The organism is Gimesia fumaroli (assembly GCF_007754425.1).
Lineage (GTDB): Bacteria > Planctomycetota > Planctomycetia > Planctomycetales > Planctomycetaceae > Gimesia > Gimesia fumaroli.
On the sequence record NZ_CP037452.1, the window covers coordinates 2,938,146 to 2,956,924 of the forward strand.

Genomic DNA, 18,779 nt, shown 5'->3' on the forward strand with positions numbered 1-18,779 from the left:
CGCGACCAAATCAATATCCAGATGGTCGCGTGCTTTTTTTTATGTGATATTCAGGAGTTGGCAATGTTTCGTGTCTTGTGTCTGATCATAATTTTAATTCCCATTCTGTCTACTGGTTGTGGTGGTTCTTCGGGGGCAAATATTGAAGTAGGAGTACCAGCGGATATTCCTCCACCTGCTCCGCTTGCTGTAGATGAGTGGAAAGCGATGACGGATCTGAACCAGAAGTATGAGATCTCAACACTCGAGCGGTTGAGAGCCAGTGATCCTTCGCTGGAAAGCGAGAAAGCGTGGGAGAAATTTATGAAGGAGGTCGTGGGCCCGCAAATGAAAAAGGAAAAACCGCGACCAAAGGAATCGATCTAACCGCTGCTGTGACATTGGATCGACGAATCCAGGCAACTGTGGGGCTGCTTTAGTCCCGCAGTTTTTTTATGCTATTCTGAAGTCGTTTTGAATGTGAATGAGTTTGCGCGACGGTTTTTCAGGAAGCTTGACTGCAGAGTTGATACTAATAATGCGCACATTGTTGACATCAGAACATGATTTGCCATAATGTTTTTTTGTTCGGGTCCAGGTGTGTATTCAGGTTTCTTTCCTTGAGGCGGGTTGGCGAAAGGTGCGGCGATGATTATTTACGGCTCTCGAATGTACTTCAAAGAAAATGTAGTGAACTCGCAGGGCACGTGTGAGCATTGCGGTCACTATACAAGCCAGACCAGTTACGAGGCACGCAAGTTCGGGCACATTTATTTTATCCCGCTGTTTCCGGCCGGACCCCGTTCCCAAATTTTAAACGAGTGCGGGAAATGTGGGATGGGCACGCATATTCCGCTGGAGCAGATGGAGCCGATCCGGGAAGACATTCGCGGCAATTTCAAGAACTGGATCGAACAGGTTCAGAGCGGCAAAAATGAGATTCATCTGGATGACGATCCCGAGCCGATTAACGTCGGGCTTTTGTTTTCGGGGGCGCTGGAGAACCTGTATCTGCTGCAGGAAATCGATGATGCAAATTCGATTCTCGCCGTTTTGAAATCGCAGGAGATGCATCACGAAGCGGAAATCGTTTCGGCCCGCTGGCATGAAATTCAGGGAAATCTGGATCGTGCCGTCCAAAGCTATCAGGCCGCTCACGAATTGAGCCCGGAAGATATTTTTATTCTCTATCGAATCGGAAAAATGGAACGATTGATGGGAAAAACCGGCAAAGCGATGCAGGCGTTTGAAAAGTGCCTGTCGATTGAGCCGGATAATCTGGATGTGATTATTGAGATCGCCGGCATTCATGAAAACGCGAATGACTATCCCAAGATTGTGGAAACCTACGACAAGATTTACGATTTGCGGCCTGATCTCGTTTCCGAAAAAGGAATGAAGAAGGTGTATAAAAAAGCGTGTAAGAAATCAGGAGTGGAAGGCAAGTATCAGTAATGCTTCCATGCCTGATGTGTTGATGAAGATTCAAAGAAGAGCGCATCTACTTCAGTCCTTGATGGAAATGAGGAAATGGTTCCCGAAGAAAAACGAAATCCAAGACGGAAACGAAAACGCAGGCCGGTTGCAGGAAAAGACGAGGCGAACAAAGCGAGCAGGCCTTCGACCAGACCAAAGAAGAAACGGAAGAAACAAGAGGACGATGAACCATCAACTCATAAAGTGATCGGAATGTTGATGGTGGCGATTGCGTTATTTGGCTGGGCGTGTGCGGCGGCCGCGTATGCGCATGCGGAAGAAGGCTGGCGAGCCAATGAAGCAGAGCGCTTTATCGAAGAGAATTCCACCGATGATCTGGACGAAACCCGGTTTGCCAGACGCAATCGCGTCCGGGGGGCCATGGTCAAAACAGTGTTTGTTGCATTGAAGGATTTCGTCTGGAATGCCTTCCGCCAGATTCCGAATGCGTTTTCGGTGATCGCCTTTAACTTCAAGCATCGTCTCTGGCTGATCATTCTGTTTGGCTGCCTGGAAGGTGCCGCCGTGGGATTAGGCTATCTTATGGAGAAAGTGGGCGAGAGTTTTACGGAAACGCCTAAGTATTAGCAGCCTGAAATCATGTATTGTATTTCACAGGATGCCGTTGAGCGATTGTCAAACGCCCAAGTGGCGAAGCCTGTTTGCGTTCGATTCTGTGTTCGTAGGGTGCGGACCCATGTGTCCGCCCGCCTGGTGATTTTCGATGTGGGAGTCCCCTCGCGAAGGCATCGGCAAACACGTTCGAATTGTTTCATGTTAAACACGTCATTTCCACGGGTAAGCATATAAGGACGCCCCTGCTTTTCCTATTGCAGTTGCTGTTTCTCGATCACTGTCAGCAAGTTAACAGCGACACATCGGTCGCTGGTAGAACAATCTACCGAACTTTTTTCGTTCTCTTGTGTCTGTTCAGAATGTGAGAACTATTACTATTTTATTCTCTTATTTATGATCGAAAGAACAGACTCATGCGGGTTTATCTGGACGATGAACGACAGGCGCCGCCGGGCTGGCGGCAGGTACGTTGGCCTCAAGAAGCGATTTCCTTGCTCAAAACAGACACGGTGCGAGAGATCAGTCTCGACCATGACCTGGGCGATGACGCACGGGGAACCGGCTATGATGTGCTGCTCTGGATTGAAGAAACCGTTGCGACCAGTGATTTCGATCCCCCCGTGATCCAGGTGCATACTGCCAACCCCCCTGCCCGCAATCGCATGACGGCTGCAGTGGCAGCCATCAATCGACTGGCAGAACGCTGTCGCGGAGCGGATTGACTCGTTCCAAGTTAGTTCGCGTTCAATCTCGTTTTTGTAGGGTGCGGACCGATGTGTCCGCCCGCCTGGTGAGTTTCGGTGTTGGAGTTCCCTTGCAAAGGGACCGGCAAACGCGTTTGAATGAGTTCACGCGAAGTGAGTCAACCCGACGGGGAGACACATGGGTCTCCCCCTTCTTTGAGGTGTTAGGAAGTGATTAATGATCCGACTTGAGCGGCAGGTCGTCCAACTTGAAACGGACAGAGACAACCGAATTTTTGGCGGCGTCATCACGGTATTTGACATAGGTGGTCGCGACGATCGTTCCGTCCGGCAGAAGTTCGACGCCCGGGTAGCCACAGTCGCCTTTGCGTCCGTAATGGTGTAACAGTTTGATGCGATACTTGCCGTCTCGACCGTTAATAATGTCATCGTAGGTGCCGACCCAGGCGACAAAATGGCCGCGGGTGGAACTGCCGGGAGCCTGATCGCGAAAACAGACGACCAACTGACCATCTTTCGTGAAGACCTCTTTGTGTCGATCGCCGGTTAATCCCCAAGGGGTGTCGACGGGCTTCGTCCAGGTTTTTCCTTCGTCATTGCTGAACATCATCAGGCTGCGGCCTTTGTGTGTATTTTCTCGCATCAGGCAACAAAGCTGCTTTCCATCCGGACTGCGGAAGACACAGGGTTCGCACGGGTTTTTTCCTTCCACTTTGGCGACCACATGCGGTTTGGACCAGGTGAAGCCGCCATCAGCAGAGATGGTTTGTAAGACCTCCAGCGGGGCACGATCTTTGCCATCGGGCCCTTTATGATACAGGCCCAGGTAGCGCCCGTCTTCTAATTGCACCATACTGCTGAACGTCATCACGCAGGGAAAACCAAGTGGCGGCATTTCTTTCCAGGTCTTGCCGTCGTCTTCACTCATGATGCTGGGCATGCCAGGGCCGCCTCGTTTTCCTTTTGCCGCGGAGAAGACCCAGAGCCGTGCTTTGCCCGCTGGATCAACCATGCGGTAGATGCTGGGGCAATTCTGATGGGTGGTGTAGCCGGCGGGTAATGTTTGATCGACTCGCTGCCAGGTTTTTCCCCCATCAGTGCTGCGTGCCATTGGGCCGGCTGAACCGCCGTGATTGACACACCAGACACAGAACAGGGTTTTCTGATCGGGCATCAGTAGCGTGGTCGGGTGCCCCTGATAGACTTTAGGAGTTCCAGCGGCGATGACTGTTTGCCGGTCTGCCTGTTGGGAGACATCGACCAATGGTAGTGGGTCTGCGGCGTTGAGGTTGATCTGGGAACCGCCGATTGCGAGCAGTGTCAGCAACAGTGTCGGGAGCGAGCACAGGGGTTTCATAGGTGGGTTTTCCTTTGTATTGAAAAGGGAAATATTTGTCAGGTAGGAGCTTAAGATTCAAGCAGGCCAGTTTAATGTTTATGGTTTCAAGTCAAAATCGATTTCAAGCGGATCGGAACTCGCTTTGATGTCTGCAGTGAGTTCGGTTTTCTCATTATAACGCGCGGGCAGGTATTGTCTGGTGGGAATCTCTTCCGGGCCGCCATCGGCCACGATTTTCACGTTGGCCTCAGGGCGTTCGGCTGTGATTTTGACCTGACAGGAGCCAATGGGCACGCCCCCTTTATTTTCGACGCGATATGAGCCGTCTGTGATCGTGGCACCGGCCTGGGGGGCTTCCCTGCCTGCCGCGGGGAGAAACCAGATCTGGCCTTGTGAAACCGGTTTACCTTCGAAGGTGACCTTACCTGTGACGATGGCCCGATCCGGACCTGTGTCGGCACTGCCGCAGCCTGCCAGGGAAAGACTCAGCGCACATGCGATTGTCATGAAACGATGTTTCATTGGTACGTTCCTCGTTGATGTCTTTAGAAATGTCGTTGTACAAAAAACATGAGCCGCGGGGCTGATTACTGTCCGAATGCGGAAACCGCTTCGCGTCCGATGCGTGTGGTTACGGCACTCAGGACGCCGGAATCAATGTTTTCCGACACAAAATGCACACTCCCATCAGCCAGTAAGAAATGACATCCTCCGACGTGCCAGCTCGAAGCCTGTTGACCGCGCAGGCTCCAGGTTCCATTTCCGGGAGTCGTATTAGGGCCATTAATGCCGCCCGCTGTATCGATGTGGTTCACCACGCTCCAGTAGTTGCAGTCAAATGAGCCGGGTAAGCCTCCCGTGACTTCACCGACCATCAGCGTATTACTCGTACCGTCAATAACGTCTCTTATTTTCGTGTTCGAGTTGTTGTACAAAATACCGTTGCCGTCGGTACGGCCCCAGTTTGCGGCACATTCCCAATCGCGCGAGTCGGCAACACCGGCCATGTTAGAACGTCCGAGGTCGTCTTTGTTTCCCGGTCCGCCGTTATTGATGCCCCCGGTGCGGTTGCAGCGTGCATCCGATTGAGGATCAGAAGGACAGATGAAGACGGGAATCGTGGCCCCGACAGCGTCAATACTGTTGGAGGGAGTAACATTATAGTTTCGACTGAAATCGAAATTGTTATAGACGGCGTTGGCTTCCAGGAAAGGAAGAATCATCGCCCCCCAGCTATAGCGATAGACCGCGTTTTGAGACCAGACGCCGCCCGAGCAGCCACGACCCGAGTCGCGATGATCGGAAAGAGGAAATGAGCGGTGTGTCTCATGGTAGTTATGCAAGGCCAGTCCCACCTGTTTGAAGTTGTTTTTGCAACTGGAGCGGCGGGCAGCTTCGCGTGCCTGCTGGACGGCAGGCAACAGGATCGCGATCAGGATTGCAATAATGGCAATCACGACCAGAAGTTCAATCAGTGTAAATCCGCGTTTCTTGTTCATGGTGTTCTCCGGAGCACACAGGTGGATGAAAGGTTGATGAATCTGTCCGCTGTTTCCCGGCTTCCGGCTAATAGTCATAAAAGGCCGAAATGCCTCTGAAACAAACTGTTTTGGGTTAAAAAACGGACATATGTCAAAAGATCTTGACGATTGGGATAACGTGTTATAACATGATGTTACACATTGTCATCAAATTGAATACGCTTGTCAACCAGAAAATGAAAAATGTATGAAGTCACCGAAAATCTGGCGGATCGTGCTTATCGATTCATTAAGCAGGAAATGCAGGAGGGGACGCTGGTTCCCGGTGTGCAGCTGGTGAATCGGAAACTGGCGTCGAAAATCGGCGTGAGTGTGATTCCGGTACGCGAAGCCATTCATCGGCTGGTGTCGGAAGGTCTGGTTGAGCATGTGCCCGGTGCGGGGGCTTTTGTGCGGAATCCGAATCGGGAAGACTTGGAAGAACTGTATGTGCTGCGGGATGCGTTAGAAAGCTGCGCGGCGGCAGAGGCGGCCCGGTACATTACGCCGCACCAACTGGATGACCTCGACGCACTGCTGGTCGAGTTTTACGAAATCCGGGAACTGATTCGTGGTCGGAGCGACGGACATGCCACCCCGGCCCAGTTTCATCGCTGGCTCGACTGTGAAGAGGCCTTTCATGAAATCGTGATCGATGCCTCGCGCAATCGGCTGATTGCCAAAGTGATTCGAGAACATCGCGCGGTGTCGACCGTGTTCGAGTCGCAGCGAAACAGTTCCAAACTGCTGACGCTGGAGTTGGCCGAGAAAACCTGTGACAGCAAACAGCAGTTACTGGAAGCGCTCCGCGCCGGCGATGGTCCCCTGGCCCGTGAGGTGATGAGCGCCCAGATTCAACGCGGCTGCCGCGACGTGCTGGCGTTTTTACGACAGCAGGAACGCCGGTCCTGAACAGGATTTGCGACCACGAAAAATGTCCAAGCTTGGATGGACCCGAATGCAATGCGGGATTGCCACAGGCAACAGGAGGTTGCAGAGAACGCGGCCAATTTCAGAACGCGCGATCGATTCATAAAACGTAGGGGCAGGTCTATGTGCCTGCCCGCCTGGCGGGTTTGATGTTGGATCACACTTGCGATGGAGTCGCCTGAAGCATTCAAACGCCTTTACAGAAAGTACGTCGATACCGCGGGCAACCACACAGGGTTGCCCCTAGTGCGCCTGCAAGCGCATTGAATCAGCGAAGTGAAAGTCCTTGCCGAAGTTTGACCTGAACTTCGTAACAGAAGGTAACTGCGTTCTCGTGAGAGGAGGTGGAGAGCAACCGGATGTGAACGACTAGTCCGTAGGATAACGAACTCGATTCGGCTTTTCGTTGTGGTGAGCCAGCTAGGGAATGGCGAAGCCCAAGTGACGTCGTGCGAAACTCTGCCGAGTGGGTGCGGGACCGCTGCCAGCGGTTCCGCGACGGTCAGCCCCGTGGTTCAAAACCAGGTCGGTCCCGGGGGCAACGAGGGGTGGTTGGAGACGGAATGGTCTGAAGGTTTGATGTGATGAAGCAGGGAGACCTGCCCGATCTTAAGGATGGCGTTCATGTGCCGGATTCCGGATTCTCTGGAGCCGACCGGTACGAAGAGCCAGTTGGGTAGGAGTCAGAGCATCCATATTAGCGAAGAAGCGGGGTAACGCCCGTGGAGCAAAGGGATGCAGGAAGGTAGATGTGGAATGAACCGAAACAGGGAACAAAAACCGACGCGAGTGCCGTTTGCGGCTAAACAAGTCGGAGAAGCTTCGTCCCGCTGGGACTGGGTAGAACCATGTGTCTGGACAGACCGCATGTTGACGGCCCTCGAAACGGGGGTGAAAGGAGGCCAATGGTTCAGTCTGATCGATAAAGTCGATCGTGATCGAAATTTGTATCAGGCGTTTCGTAGAGTAGCCGCCAACGGCGGTGCAGCTGGTGTGGATCACGTCAGCTGCGAACGCTTCGCCGAGCGATTGATCCCGAACCTGAGAAAGCTGTCGCAACAACTGCGGGAAGGAAACTACCAACCGCAGGCAATCCGGCGACAGTGGATTCCCAAGCCGGGGAGCAGGGAACTGCGTCCTCTGGGGATTCCCACAGCTCGGGATCGGGTGGTGCAGACCGCATTACGCCAAGTGCTGGAACCAATCTTCGAACGGGATTTCGCCGAGCAAAGCTATGGTTTCCGTCCCGGGCGCGGCTGTAAGGATGCGCTACAGCGTGTCGATACGCTGCTCGAAAGCGGTTACACATATGTGGTGGATGCAGATTTGAAGAGCTATTTCGACACAATTCCCCACGATAAGTTGATGAATCGGGTCCGGGAGAAAATCAGCGACGGCCAGGTGCTGACGCTGATCGAGATGTTTCTGCGTCAACAGATTCTAGATGACCTTGCCGAATGGACTCCCGATCGTGGGAGCCCCCAGGGAGCGGTGATCAGCCCGTTGCTCAGCAACATCTATCTCGATCCCCTCGACCATTTGATGGCGGGAGCCGGAATTGAGATGGTCCGTTACGCAGACGACTTCGTGATTTTGTGTCGAACTCGGGAAGACGCCGAGCGAGCTTTGGAGATGGTGCGGCAGTGGACGGCGGAAGCCGGCCTGACGCTGCATCCGGACAAGACTCACATCGTCGACATGGCCGAGGGGAGCTTCGATTTTCTGGGTTACACTTTCCAGGGGCGTTATCGCTTCCCTCGAAAGAAAAGTCTCCAGAAATTCAAAGACTCCATTCGGCAGAAGACGAGGCGGACGAACGGGCATAGCCTTCAATGCATCATTGCACAGCTCAACCCGACGCTACGTGGCTGGTTCAATTATTTTCAACACTGCCAGCCTTCCACGTATACCATCCTGGATCAGTGGGTTCGCATGCGTCTGCGAAGTATACTTCGGAAACGTCGTAAAGGCAAAGGTCGCGGACGAGGACACGATCATTTACGCTGGCCCAATGCTTATTTTGCCGAACAGGGACTGTTCTCCTTGAAACAATCCCATGTTCTGGCCAGTCAATCCTCGCAGAGGTAAAACTACCAACCGGAGAGCCGGATGCGGGAGAACCGCACGTCCGGTTCGGAGGGAGGGGGGACCGGAAGCAACCGGTCCTTCCTACCCCTATTCAAATTGTATCGGGTAGGCGAGTTCTCACTCACCGTTGGACAAGCCAACGATGACACCGGACGGTTTTAGTAACGGTGTCGCCTGTCAATTTATTTCTTCAAGTCGAAATCAATCGTGTTTTCGCCTGCTTTGACATCGGCTTCGAGTTCGGTTTTGGTGTTATATTTCGCGGGTAGTTTTTCTGTTGTTGCGGCGGCATCAGCCGGTGCGTCGTCGCCTTCGGCTTCCATTTCATTTTCCCCTTCACTGACGGAAGTGATCATGACTTTGCTGTGGCCGATTTTGCAGCCGGGGGTATTACGGATGTAAATCAATTCATACTTGCCGGCGGCATCTGTGGTTCCACTGGCAGGACGGCCACTGTCGGGCATGAAGGTAATCGAGGCTCCAGCCAGAGGGGAACCTTCGAAGGTGACCGTTCCTTGAACCAGACCGAGATCGGGTTGATCGCTTGCTTCGCCGCCACAGCCGGCGAAACTGACACAGAACACCAGGAGGGCTACTTGAACAATTCGATTTTGGCAATGAAGATCCATAGTTGAAACTCCCTGTAATTATGGAGGTTGTGGTATCAAGGGAAATCAAACTTCCCTGTAAAGCAGATCGTTCCTGAGAGGGCTCAGGAACGATCGATTGGATTGAAGCTCATACGCTGTGTGATTGTGAAACAGTCAGCGGAAGACTGCGATCAATCGAAGTTGTCGAGGGTTTCCCGTTTGGCCCGGGTACTGACAGCGCGGTAGGTCGACATGTCAATATTCTCGGAGAGGAACTTGACGCGTCCGTCACCCATCAGGAAGTGGGCGCCGCCGACATGGTAGCTGCCAGCCGCTTCTTCGCCGTAGGAGTTGATCGGATCGTTGCTTTCTGCTGCGATCAGGTATTCGGTCATTTCTGTAGGCGGGTTGCTGTCGGCTCCTCCGGAGAAACAGTGTTTCCGGTCACTGCCGCCACCTCCGAGCATATTAGAGTCTCCACCAGAGTCGATGACTTCACTGACCATGATGGTATTTGACAGACCATCAGTTACGTCACGGAATCCGACGCCACTGCTGATAAAGAAGATGCCGTCCGCGCCCATGCAACCGCCGGTGGCTGCCATCTGGGCGGCTGTGGAGATTCCGCCGCTGTAGCAGTTGTCACCCGAGCTACCGATCAGCGTTCCCATGTTTCCGTTATAGTTGGAGGGAGAGTATCCGCCTTTCTGGACTCCTTTAGTAACATCAGGCTGTGACGGGCACCAGAAGACAGACAATACGGTCTGTCCGGCCAGTTGCTGTTTGGCACTGGTTGTGCCGCCAGATTCGGACCCCATACCGCTTGAATCGGGGCCCTGGATCTGGTTGTAAAGCGGACCCTGATCAAGGTAAGGTAGAATGCTGGCGTGCCAGGTCCAGCCATGACCATTGTAGGTCGTTCCCGAAGCGTTGAGTAGAACGATACTGCCCGGCGGCAGAATGTTGAATGCTTCATGGTAGTTGTGCAGTGCCAGGCCGATCTGCTTCAGGTTGTTTTTGCACTGAGAACGGCGTGCTGCTTCGCGAGCCTGTTGGACGGCGGGTAACAACAGAGCGATTAAAATCGCGATAATCGCGATCACAACCAGTAGCTCAATTAGGGTAAATGCTTTTCGAGTTTTCATGACTCTCTCTTTTCTTTCAATAAAAACAGGATGATGAATGAATCAGAAATGAATTTCCTATTCAGGAAAAATGCTTTCCGGTCCGGAAATATCAGAAATAGATGGGTCGTTTTCGATTTATGTTTTGCTGGTGAAATCAGTTCTTTCGAAGCTGCCAGATTGTTTGAAAGGATGATGATCCAGAAATGAATTTTGTGCGGATTCTAGACGGCTATTATGAAGTTGGTGTGAAGAAAGTGTTATCTTCAAAAGAGTTAGGGCGATCTTGGGGTCCAGCATTTCGATGAAGATTCAGTGAATAAAATGCACGTTTGGTTTTGAATCGCCCTCTTCCCTCGATTATTTCAATCAAGTTATGGTGCGGTACAAAGTGCCGTATGACGAAACGATCTCAAAATCAGGAGTCATTTTATGGATTACGATTCTTCATGTTTTCTTCATCTGGAATAAAAGAAAACATCATAAATGGGTGCATGGTGTTGTGAGACAGGCACTCCGTGTTATCCGCTGGTAAGTTGTCCGGTTTTCTTTTTTTCGGGAGCGACCCGATACAGCTGCCCGCCTGGCGAGGTTGGAATTGGATCACGCCTGCAAAGGTCGCGGGTTTGACGTTCGAGCGGCGATTCATCGAAGACATCAACCCCGCGGCCAAATTCAGAACTCGTCAGCCAACATCAACGTAGGGTGCGGACCCATGTGTCCGCCCGCCTGGCGAAGAGCGATATGAAATGATTTTTGCGAAGGGACCGGCAAAAACGTTTGAACGAGTTCGCGCGAAGTGAGTCAACCCGACGGGGAGATACATGGGGCGCCCCCCTGCTTTTCCTGTTAAGGGGTGGAGTAAAAATGGCATTGACTTCGACTTCTCAGCCGGTAGTTTAAGGAGTATCTGCTGCGATTCGGGGCTGTCCGGTGCCTGGGTTCCGTCGTGGTTTTGCCTTTCTTTAAATGAAATGAAATTCGATGCTTCGACGACTGCTCCGCACTCTGACGATTGCCCTGCTCTGTGGCTTCGTCATCTTCGTGATTCTGTTCGTGGCGGCCTGGTATGATCTCCGTAAATATCGCGACTTTTCCAGCCGGCAAGGCTCCACACGCCACCTCATGCGAGGTGTAGAGTTGTTGATTGAGAAGTATCAGAAAGAGCATGGTTCGCTGCCTCAAAAACTAACCGATCTTCCCGATGCAAATCAAATCTGGAGTACGCCCGACGGGATACCGGCGGATGCCTGGGATCGTGCCTTCCAGTATCATCCTCGGGAGACTTCGTACGAGCTGTTCTCATTCGGCAGCGACGGGAAAGTGGGAGGCATCGGTCTGAATGCCGATCTCTATCTGGATGAACGAAATCGTAAAAAGTCGATGGTAACCTTCAGCCAATATCTTTTGTCGAGCGACGATAGCGAAGCCCGCCGAAACACCTTCTTACATGTCGGTACAATGGCTGGCGGCTTTGTTGCGCTCTATATCTTTTGCGTGCTTTGGACTTTGGAAAGAGCCGATGATCGGATGACACCGCGCCATTTGATTCTGTTTGCCGGGGCCATTGTTCTCATTTCCTCAGCGATCGGCCTGTTTCTGCTCCCCGTGCACCTTTCCAGTGGGCATTGACGGATGCGGTTTCTATATTTGCGAGATCCCTTGTTTCTGACGGCACTGGTGCTGTTTCTGGTCAACCGCTGGTTGCTCAAGCCGCTGGTGGTGGGCGGGTTCGTACACAATCACTTTAACGATCTGCTCTGCTTGCCCCTGTTTGTGCCGATTGTGGTGTTGATTGCCCACGTCTGCCGTGCCCGTCCGCATAATGGGCCGCCGGAACTGTATGAGATTATGCTGCCTTTGTTCGTCTGGTCAATCCAGTACGAAATTCTCTTCCCCCAGTTCGCCTATACATCAAAGGGAGTCACCGGCGATCCCCTGGACATCCTCTGGTACAGCATCGGAGCCGGTATCAGCGCGCTCTGGTGGCGGTTTTATTATCGAAGACAAACGGCGGGATGAATGGAGAGAACCGGTGCGATTGCAGAATTGTAGGGTGCGGACCCATGTGTCCGCCCGCCTGGCGAGATTGGAATTGGATCACGCCTGCAAAGGTCGCGGGTTTGACGTTCGAGCGACGATTCATCGAAGACATCAACCCCGCGGGTCGTCACATGGGTCTCCCCCTAGTGCGCCTGCAAGCGCATTGAATCAGCGAAGTGAAAGTCCTTGCCGAAGTTTGACCTGAACTTCGTAACAGAAGGTAACTGCGTTCTCGTGAGAGGAGGTGGAGAGCAACCGGATGTGAACGACTAGTCCGTAGGATAACGAACTCGATTCGGCTTTTCGTTGTGGTGAGCCAGCTAGGGAATGGCGAAGCCCAAGTGACGTCGTGCGAAACTCTGCCGAGTGGGTGCGGGACCGCTGCCAGCGGTTCCGCGACGGTCAGCCCCGTGGTTCAAAACCAGGTCGGTCCCGGGGGCAACGAGGGGTGGTTGGAGACGGAATGGTCTGAAGGTTTGATGTGATGAAGCAGGGAGACCTGCCCGATCTTAAGGATGGCGTTCATGTGCCGGATTCCGGATTCTCTGGAGCCGACCGGTACGAAGAGCCAGTTGGGTAGGAGTCAGAGCATCCATATTAGCGAAGAAGCGGGGTAACGCCCGTGGAGCAAAGGGATGCAGGAAGGTAGATGTGGAATGAACCGAAACAGGGAACAAAAACCGACGCGAGTGCCGTTTGCGGCTAAACAAGTCGGAGAAGCTTCGTCCCGCTGGGACTGGGTAGAACCATGTGTCTGGACAGACCGCATGTTGACGGCCCTCGAAACGGGGGTGAAAGGAGGCCAATGGTTCAGTCTGATCGATAAAGTCGATCGTGATCGAAATTTGTATCAGGCGTTTCGTAGAGTAGCCGCCAACGGCGGTGCAGCTGGTGTGGATCACGTCAGCTGCGAACGCTTCGCCGAGCGATTGATCCCGAACCTGAGAAAGCTGTCGCAACAACTGCGGGAAGGAAACTACCAACCGCAGGCAATCCGGCGACAGTGGATTCCCAAGCCGGGGAGCAGGGAACTGCGTCCTCTGGGGATTCACACAGCTCGGGATCGGGTGGTGCAGACCGCATTACGCCAAGTGCTGGAACCAATCTTCGAACGGGATTTCGCCGAGCAAAGCTATGGTTTCCGTCCCGGGCGCGGCTGTAAGGATGCGCTACAGCGTGTCGATACGCTGCTCGAAAGCGGTTACACATATGTGGTGGATGCAGATTTGAAGAGCTATTTCGACACAATTCCCCACGATAAGTTGATGAATCGGGTCCGGGAGAAAATCAGCGACGGCCAGGTGCTGACGCTGATCGAGATGTTTCTGCGTCAACAGATTCTAGATGACCTTGCCGAATGGACTCCCGATCGTGGGAGCCCCCAGGGAGCGGTGATCAGCCCGTTGCTCAGCAACATCTATCTCGATCCCCTCGACCATTTGATGGCGGGAGCCGGAATTGAGATGGTCCGTTACGCAGACGACTTCGTGATTTTGTGTCGAACTCGGGAAGACGCCGAGCGAGCTTTGGAGATGGTGCGGCAGTGGACGGCGGAAGCCGGCCTGACGCTGCATCCGGACAAGACTCACATCGTCGACATGGCCGAGGGGAGCTTCGATTTTCTGGGTTACACTTTCCAGGGGCGTTATCGCTTCCCTCGAAAGAAAAGTCTCCAGAAATTCAAAGACTCCATTCGGCAGAAGACGAGGCGGACGAACGGGCATAGCCTTCAATGCATCATTGCACAGCTCAACCCGACGCTACGTGGCTGGTTCAATTATTTTCAACACTGCCAGCCTTCCACGTATACCATCCTGGATCAGTGGGTTCGCATGCGTCTGCGAAGTATACTTCGGAAACGTCGTAAAGGCAAAGGTCGCGGACGAGGACACGATCATTTACGCTGGCCCAATGCTTATTTTGCCGAACAGGGACTGTTCTCCTTGAAACAATCCCATGTTCTGGCCAGTCAATCCTCGCAGAGGTAAAACTACCAACCGGAGAGCCGGATGCGGGAGAACCGCACGTCCGGTTCGGAGGGAGGGGGGACCGGAAGCAACCGGTCCTTCCTACCCCTATCGATTTTGTTGGTGTGGGGCGATCTCTCATTCACCGTTGGACAAGCCAACGGTGCCACTCGGGTGTGGATTTTCATAACGGATTTACTACTACGAAAAACAAGAAAGGAAACGAAAAACATCCAGGATCGGATCGTCTCGAATGTCATTCGGGATTGTCACAGGCAACAGGAGGTTGCAGAGAGAACGCGGCCAATTTCAGAACTCGTCAGCCAACATCAACGTAGGGTGCGGACCCATGTGTCCGCCCGCCTGGCGAGATTGGAATTGGATCACGCATGCAAAGGTCGCAGGTTTGACGTTCAAGCGACGACTCATCGAAGACATCAACCCCGCGGGTCGTCACATGGGACGACCCCTTGTATCTGCTCTTGACTGTCTAGAGTTCTTTGTTTTGATAGGCAGATAAAGCCAATGTTTCCCGCCTTTAAAGGCGGGAAACATTGGTGGCGAGTGTCAGATCGTGACGACCCCTGGTCTTAAAGACCGATTCGTAGCTAGATCGCCACTCGCTTCTCATGCCTTAACCCGTACAGTCGCCAGAGCGGTGCCACAACACCAGCTCGTATTTGCAAGGAAGGGCCTTAGCATGCATCAGCATAACACAGAAGACGTTGGAATTGATATTTCAAAGTCCAAATTTGATGTCAGTTTCCCAGATCGTTCCAAGTCCGTCGTTTATCACTACACACCAGCGGGGATGAAAAAGTTCATCGCCACACTCATGAAGCTTCAGCCAAAACGAGTTTGTCTGGAAGCAACCGGCAACTGGGAAAACAGGCTGGTTGCCTGTCTGCACAAGCACCAGATTCCTGTTTCGGTTGTCAATCCACGTCTGATCCGGGACTTTGCCCGGGCGAAGAATCAACTGGCCAAGACCGATGAGATTGACGCGCGTATTATCAGGGAATATGCCCAGGTGATGGACCCGCGGCTCACGCCACCTTTAACAGATGCCCAGCGAAAAATGCGTGAATTTACTTCTCGTCGGGAACAGACCAGCAAGATCATCATCCAGGAAAAGAACCGTCTGGAGACTATCATGGACCAGGACGTCATCGAACTGATTCAGCAATCCATTGACTTCCACAAAGAACAGCTCAGGCAGATCGAGAAGGAACTCAAGGCACTGATAAACGCCGATGAAGAGTCCCGCAAACGTTCGAAAATCCTGCAATCGGTACCAGGCATCGCCAGTATCACGGCGGCCCTGCTCATCTCTGATCTGCCGGAACTGGGAACTCTGAATCGGAAACAGATCTCACGGTTAGTCGGTGTCGCTCCCACGAACCGTGACAGCGGAACCATGAGGGGAAGACGGACGATTGGCGGCGGACGAGTCCGGATCAGGAACGGATTATACATGCCCACAGTCACAGCTCTGAGGCACAACCCGATCATCAGTGCGTTCTATAAACGACTCGTCAAAAACGGAAAGCCAAAAATGGTCGCACTCGTGGCCGCCATGCACAAACTGCTCATCATTCTCAACACCATGGTCAAAGAAGGAAAACAATGGGAGGCAAACGTGAGAAATTCCTGAATTTTTAAGACAGTCGCTACGATTTTGTTGGTGTGGGGCGATCTCTCATTCACCGTTAGACAAGCCAACGGTGCCACCCGCCAGTAACCCCCGTCAGTGCCACATGAGGTGGGGGAATACACGAGTCGCTTCCCTGTTTTCGATGACTGTTGGCTGGATTGTTTTCTATCGTCCGGCTTTAATCTGGCTGACGATCGTGGGGTCTGAGATCTTTGTGTCGTCTGCCAGCAGGAAGGCTTTGCTGAGAATGATTGAAAGCATGTTATCTCCTTCAAAGGGAAGAAACAGACTTTCTGAGCTTTTGTTGGCAATCGACTGTTTGCGAACGATACAAAGATAGGCATCGTTGGGAGACATTAAAATATTGCTGCTGCCCAGGTGAATTTTGTATGTCCGCAGCGATCCTTCCACCACCAGGTATTTATCTTCGAACGAACATTGCTTTGCGATTTTGAGCCGTGGAACCAGCCGTTCCAGGATTTCCTTCCGGGTATTGGCAGATTCGGTTAAATCACCGAATGAGTATCTATGCCAGTAATCGATGTAACGTCCTTCGGGCCCGCCATCGGACCAGGTCGGATCGTTGGCGACGGAAGACACGCCGACGAACAGATCGACGTCCCACATTAATTCGCTGAGCACCAATGGGGGGATTTCGGTTAATTCGATCGGGGTGTCACTCCCTTCTATTCCCCAGGTGTCATACCCACCGCCGCTGGCGTGCGCGGTGCGTTGTGCTGCCGTCAGCGGATAAAACCGGACCTGATCGGTGGCGAGATAGAGATACGTGCCGGTTTCGTTTGTGTCAACTCCATAGTTGTCTCCCACGCCTTCCACCCAGAACTCGACGCGCAAGTCCCATTTGGGAAGCAGTTTCATAGCAGGAAAGTAGGCATCATCAACCATCAGCCGCAACTGGTTTTTCCAGCCTCGGGCTGCGCACAGCGCGTTGAACTGATGCTGCTTGATGATATGCGCCGCGTAGCGATTGGAATAAACGTTCGTATTCCGTTCTGCGTCGGTAAGCAGATAGACTTCGCGATGGGCCTGCTTGAAGGGTTGTTGAATTTCGTGCTGCTCCAGCCATTCCCGCCACGCCAGAATCGTTTCCGTTCGCTTTCCGATGGGATGCCAGAGTTCAACTATGGTATTTTCATTCAGATGTTCGAGGGGATTACTTTCCTGGTCCACAATTTTGTCATCCCGCCAAATCCCCGCGACAACTTCGTCGTCTGTCTTGAACTGCCAGATGATCCGCCGGGCCAGTGTTCCGACCAGGGGATGATCAAGATATCGTTCTTTCCACGTTTTAAAGGGCCATTCTTTCTGTTCCAGGAACAGATTGTCGATGCGTTCTCGTTGTGCGGGCAGCATCTTTTGGATGTCTTTGGCGCTGGCTTTGAGTTCTTTGAGCTCTTCCGGAAACTCTTTTTTGACGGCTGCGGGAACGGACTTTTGCGTTTTGCCGTCCGGTTTGATCCAGACCAGTTGTGTCGTGGTGGTCCCCGTAATATTGAGTTGGGCGGTGAACTCTCCCAGTGGTTCTTCCAACTGCCCGATGTCTGTCAGCCCGTAAGCGGGAACCCCCATTTCTTCGATCTCATCCCGGGGGACTTTCATGCGCTCGGCGGTCGCATTCAGGGCTTTCTCGATGCCAATTTGTGCGGTTCCGAATTTGACCTTCACTTTCAGAAACGCCAATTGGCTGAGGGCCACGTCGCTGGGGATCTGACCCAGAGACCAGACACAGGCATTGCCCACTTTGACCGCGCGGGCACCCACGCCGGGAACTTTTTTATAAGTGGAAATGGCTAAGGCCGCGATCGCGCGTGCCAGCCGGGGATCTTCAACCAGACTACAGCACCAGACCAATCCCTTGAGCGTATCTGCGTGTATATCGATCAGCATCAGATTGGGATCGGGGCTCCAATTATTTCTCCCCAACGTTTTCGTACGGGGTTGATCAACCAGGGGAAACCAGACTAGCAGCGACTTGATGAATGATTCCTGGCCCAGTTTAGCGAGGAGCGATTCTGCTGTTTTCAGCCATTTGTCCGAGGGCTTGCCTGCCGAAGCGGTCTGGCAATGAGCCAGTAATGTGCCCCAGGCATTTCGTTGAGAATCGTTCATCTGTTGACTGTCAGCCAGCGCCGCGTCCGACCAGGCTTCTCCCGGCTGCAGAGGAAACTTGCCAGGATCGGTGATGAGGATCTGAAATTTTTTGTTAAGATTGAACGCGGCCCCGGTATTAATTTTCAGCAGTCGCTCAGACAGTCCGGACAGAGCTTGGTTGAGTTGCTCATCGGGTTCTGCGCCTGACTTTTTCAGAGAACTGAGAATGTGACTGACAAAGGCATAAATCTGCGGATGGTTATACTCGTCGAGCCCTCTGGACTGGGCGCAACAATCTGCCAGCCAGGCATATTCCTGCATTGTGAAAGGCAGGCTTCGACGTAATAGCCGGGCAGCCACATGAACTGGTGTTTTTGAATTGTCAGGTCTTTGGTCCGGCAGTGACTCATATAACTTTTGCAGACTCTCCGGCCAGTCTGCAGAGTTGCGATCATGATATCTCAACCCGAATGCCAGAAAGATAAAGTCTTTCTGCAGGTCTTTTTTAGCTTTCAGGAGCGATTTCACCGAGGGGAGACTGGCAAGATCGTCGAAACTGTAAACGTCCTTGTCTTTTGCTTCATCCAGTAATTGCCGGTAGAGTTCATCAGCGCGAAGAGAATATTCCATGGGTGTGAAGCTGTCTATTGTCTGCAGGGATGGTCGATTTGATTTCG

General features: G+C 52.7%; 18 protein-coding genes. 12 read left to right on the forward strand and 6 right to left on the reverse strand.

What is annotated here, in order from left to right:
* The first annotated feature begins 63 nt into the window (after window positions 1-63).
* The 4 genes from Enr17x_RS11215 (at window position 64) to Enr17x_RS11230 (ending at window position 2,753) form a co-directional block, all read left to right on the forward strand.
* The gene (locus Enr17x_RS11215) at window positions 64-366 is read left to right on the forward strand and encodes a hypothetical protein (protein WP_145308712.1); all 303 of its coding nucleotides are present in this window, start codon (window positions 64-66) and stop codon (window positions 364-366) included.
* A gap of 450 nt (window positions 367-816) precedes the next feature.
* A complete protein-coding gene (locus tag Enr17x_RS11220) occupies window positions 817-1,434 on the forward strand; it encodes a tetratricopeptide repeat protein (RefSeq protein ID WP_232101021.1) in 618 nt (205 codons plus the stop codon).
* 75 nt (window positions 1,435-1,509) lie between these two features.
* Window positions 1,510-2,043: a hypothetical protein gene (locus Enr17x_RS11225; protein ID WP_145308716.1), complete on the forward strand. Its 534-nt coding sequence runs from the start codon at window positions 1,510-1,512 to the stop codon at window positions 2,041-2,043.
* A gap of 401 nt (window positions 2,044-2,444) precedes the next feature.
* Window positions 2,445-2,753 (forward strand): cyclic-phosphate processing receiver domain-containing protein, encoded by a 309-nt coding sequence (locus tag Enr17x_RS11230; protein WP_145308718.1) that lies wholly within the window; start codon window positions 2,445-2,447, stop codon window positions 2,751-2,753.
* Between the two features lie 196 nt (window positions 2,754-2,949).
* On the opposite strand, the gene Enr17x_RS11235 is transcribed toward Enr17x_RS11230, so the two are convergent.
* The 3 genes from Enr17x_RS11235 to Enr17x_RS11245 all read right to left on the reverse strand — a co-directional run bounded on the left by Enr17x_RS11235 (window position 2,950) and on the right by Enr17x_RS11245 (window position 5,573).
* On the reverse strand, window positions 2,950-4,092 hold the full coding sequence (locus Enr17x_RS11235) for a sialidase family protein (protein WP_145308720.1): 1,143 nt from the start codon (window positions 4,090-4,092) through the stop codon (window positions 2,950-2,952).
* A gap of 78 nt (window positions 4,093-4,170) precedes the next feature.
* Window positions 4,171-4,596, reverse strand: coding sequence for a hypothetical protein (locus tag Enr17x_RS11240; protein WP_145308722.1), 426 nt, complete (start codon window positions 4,594-4,596; stop codon window positions 4,171-4,173).
* A 65-nt stretch (window positions 4,597-4,661) separates the two neighbouring features.
* Window positions 4,662-5,573 (reverse strand): DUF1559 domain-containing protein, encoded by a 912-nt coding sequence (locus tag Enr17x_RS11245; protein ID WP_145308724.1) that lies wholly within the window; start codon window positions 5,571-5,573, stop codon window positions 4,662-4,664.
* A 225-nt stretch (window positions 5,574-5,798) separates the two neighbouring features.
* On the opposite strand from Enr17x_RS11245, the gene Enr17x_RS11250 reads away from it, so the two are divergent.
* The 3 genes from Enr17x_RS11250 to ltrA (Enr17x_RS11255) all read left to right on the forward strand — a co-directional run bounded on the left by Enr17x_RS11250 (window position 5,799) and on the right by ltrA (Enr17x_RS11255) (window position 8,612).
* Window positions 5,799-6,506 (forward strand): GntR family transcriptional regulator, encoded by a 708-nt coding sequence (locus Enr17x_RS11250; protein WP_145308726.1) that lies wholly within the window; start codon window positions 5,799-5,801, stop codon window positions 6,504-6,506.
* A gap of 429 nt (window positions 6,507-6,935) precedes the next feature.
* Complete coding sequence (locus Enr17x_RS29580) at window positions 6,936-7,109, forward strand: hypothetical protein (protein ID WP_198000726.1); 174 nt, start codon at window positions 6,936-6,938, stop codon at window positions 7,107-7,109.
* A gap of 171 nt (window positions 7,110-7,280) precedes the next feature.
* Window positions 7,281-8,612, forward strand: coding sequence for a group II intron reverse transcriptase/maturase (gene ltrA, locus Enr17x_RS11255; protein ID WP_198000725.1), 1,332 nt, complete (start codon window positions 7,281-7,283; stop codon window positions 8,610-8,612).
* 182 nt (window positions 8,613-8,794) lie between these two features.
* On the opposite strand, the gene Enr17x_RS11260 is transcribed toward ltrA (Enr17x_RS11255), so the two are convergent.
* The gene (locus tag Enr17x_RS11260; RefSeq protein ID WP_145308728.1) at window positions 8,795-9,241 is read right to left on the reverse strand and encodes a carboxypeptidase-like regulatory domain-containing protein; all 447 of its coding nucleotides are present in this window, start codon (window positions 9,239-9,241) and stop codon (window positions 8,795-8,797) included.
* A 152-nt stretch (window positions 9,242-9,393) separates the two neighbouring features.
* Complete coding sequence (locus Enr17x_RS11265) at window positions 9,394-10,347, reverse strand: DUF1559 domain-containing protein (RefSeq protein ID WP_145308730.1); 954 nt, start codon at window positions 10,345-10,347, stop codon at window positions 9,394-9,396.
* A gap of 963 nt (window positions 10,348-11,310) precedes the next feature.
* On the opposite strand from Enr17x_RS11265, the gene Enr17x_RS11270 reads away from it, so the two are divergent.
* The 5 genes from Enr17x_RS11270 (at window position 11,311) to Enr17x_RS11285 (ending at window position 15,990) form a co-directional block, all read left to right on the forward strand.
* Entirely contained in the window at window positions 11,311-11,958 is a 648-nt protein-coding gene (locus tag Enr17x_RS11270; RefSeq protein ID WP_145308731.1) for a type II secretion system protein GspG, read from the forward strand.
* A 3-nt stretch (window positions 11,959-11,961) separates the two neighbouring features.
* Complete coding sequence (locus tag Enr17x_RS11275; protein WP_145308733.1) at window positions 11,962-12,348, forward strand: hypothetical protein; 387 nt, start codon at window positions 11,962-11,964, stop codon at window positions 12,346-12,348.
* A 332-nt stretch (window positions 12,349-12,680) separates the two neighbouring features.
* Complete coding sequence (locus Enr17x_RS29585) at window positions 12,681-12,854, forward strand: hypothetical protein (protein ID WP_198000726.1); 174 nt, start codon at window positions 12,681-12,683, stop codon at window positions 12,852-12,854.
* Window positions 12,855-13,025: 171 nt separating this feature from the next.
* On the forward strand, window positions 13,026-14,357 hold the full coding sequence (gene ltrA / locus Enr17x_RS11280) for a group II intron reverse transcriptase/maturase (protein WP_198001101.1): 1,332 nt from the start codon (window positions 13,026-13,028) through the stop codon (window positions 14,355-14,357).
* 679 nt (window positions 14,358-15,036) lie between these two features.
* Window positions 15,037-15,990, forward strand: coding sequence for an IS110 family RNA-guided transposase (locus tag Enr17x_RS11285; protein WP_145308735.1), 954 nt, complete (start codon window positions 15,037-15,039; stop codon window positions 15,988-15,990).
* 165 nt (window positions 15,991-16,155) lie between these two features.
* Here Enr17x_RS11285 and Enr17x_RS11290 read toward each other — a convergent pair whose 3' ends face one another.
* Complete coding sequence (locus tag Enr17x_RS11290) at window positions 16,156-18,732, reverse strand: DUF4132 domain-containing protein (protein WP_145308737.1); 2,577 nt, start codon at window positions 18,730-18,732, stop codon at window positions 16,156-16,158.
* Between the last annotated feature and the right edge of the window lie 47 nt (window positions 18,733-18,779).

Bases quoted from the DNA above. Each gene is read 5' to 3' on its own strand.
- Enr17x_RS11215 (WP_145308712.1), top strand. From the start codon at position 64: ATGTTTCGTGTCTTGTGTCTGATCATAATTTTAATTCCCATTCTGTCT.
- Enr17x_RS11240 (WP_145308722.1), bottom strand. From the start codon at position 4,596: ATGAAACATCGTTTCATGACAATCGCATGTGCGCTGAGTCTTTCCCTG.
- Enr17x_RS11230 (WP_145308718.1), top strand. From the start codon at position 2,445: ATGCGGGTTTATCTGGACGATGAACGACAGGCGCCGCCGGGCTGGCGG.
- Enr17x_RS11285 (WP_145308735.1), top strand. From the start codon at position 15,037: ATGCATCAGCATAACACAGAAGACGTTGGAATTGATATTTCAAAGTCC.
- Enr17x_RS11260 (WP_145308728.1), bottom strand. From the start codon at position 9,241: ATGGATCTTCATTGCCAAAATCGAATTGTTCAAGTAGCCCTCCTGGTG.
- ltrA (WP_198000725.1), top strand. From the start codon at position 7,281: ATGAACCGAAACAGGGAACAAAAACCGACGCGAGTGCCGTTTGCGGCT.
- Enr17x_RS11270 (WP_145308731.1), top strand. From the start codon at position 11,311: ATGCTTCGACGACTGCTCCGCACTCTGACGATTGCCCTGCTCTGTGGC.
- Enr17x_RS11290 (WP_145308737.1), bottom strand. From the start codon at position 18,732: ATGGAATATTCTCTTCGCGCTGATGAACTCTACCGGCAATTACTGGAT.
- Enr17x_RS11220 (WP_232101021.1), top strand. From the start codon at position 817: ATGGGCACGCATATTCCGCTGGAGCAGATGGAGCCGATCCGGGAAGAC.
- Enr17x_RS11235 (WP_145308720.1), bottom strand. From the start codon at position 4,092: ATGAAACCCCTGTGCTCGCTCCCGACACTGTTGCTGACACTGCTCGCA.
- Enr17x_RS11275 (WP_145308733.1), top strand. From the start codon at position 11,962: ATGCGGTTTCTATATTTGCGAGATCCCTTGTTTCTGACGGCACTGGTG.
- ltrA (WP_198001101.1), top strand. From the start codon at position 13,026: ATGAACCGAAACAGGGAACAAAAACCGACGCGAGTGCCGTTTGCGGCT.
- Enr17x_RS11265 (WP_145308730.1), bottom strand. From the start codon at position 10,347: ATGAAAACTCGAAAAGCATTTACCCTAATTGAGCTACTGGTTGTGATC.
- Enr17x_RS11225 (WP_145308716.1), top strand. From the start codon at position 1,510: ATGGTTCCCGAAGAAAAACGAAATCCAAGACGGAAACGAAAACGCAGG.
- Enr17x_RS11250 (WP_145308726.1), top strand. From the start codon at position 5,799: ATGTATGAAGTCACCGAAAATCTGGCGGATCGTGCTTATCGATTCATT.
- Enr17x_RS11245 (WP_145308724.1), bottom strand. From the start codon at position 5,573: ATGAACAAGAAACGCGGATTTACACTGATTGAACTTCTGGTCGTGATT.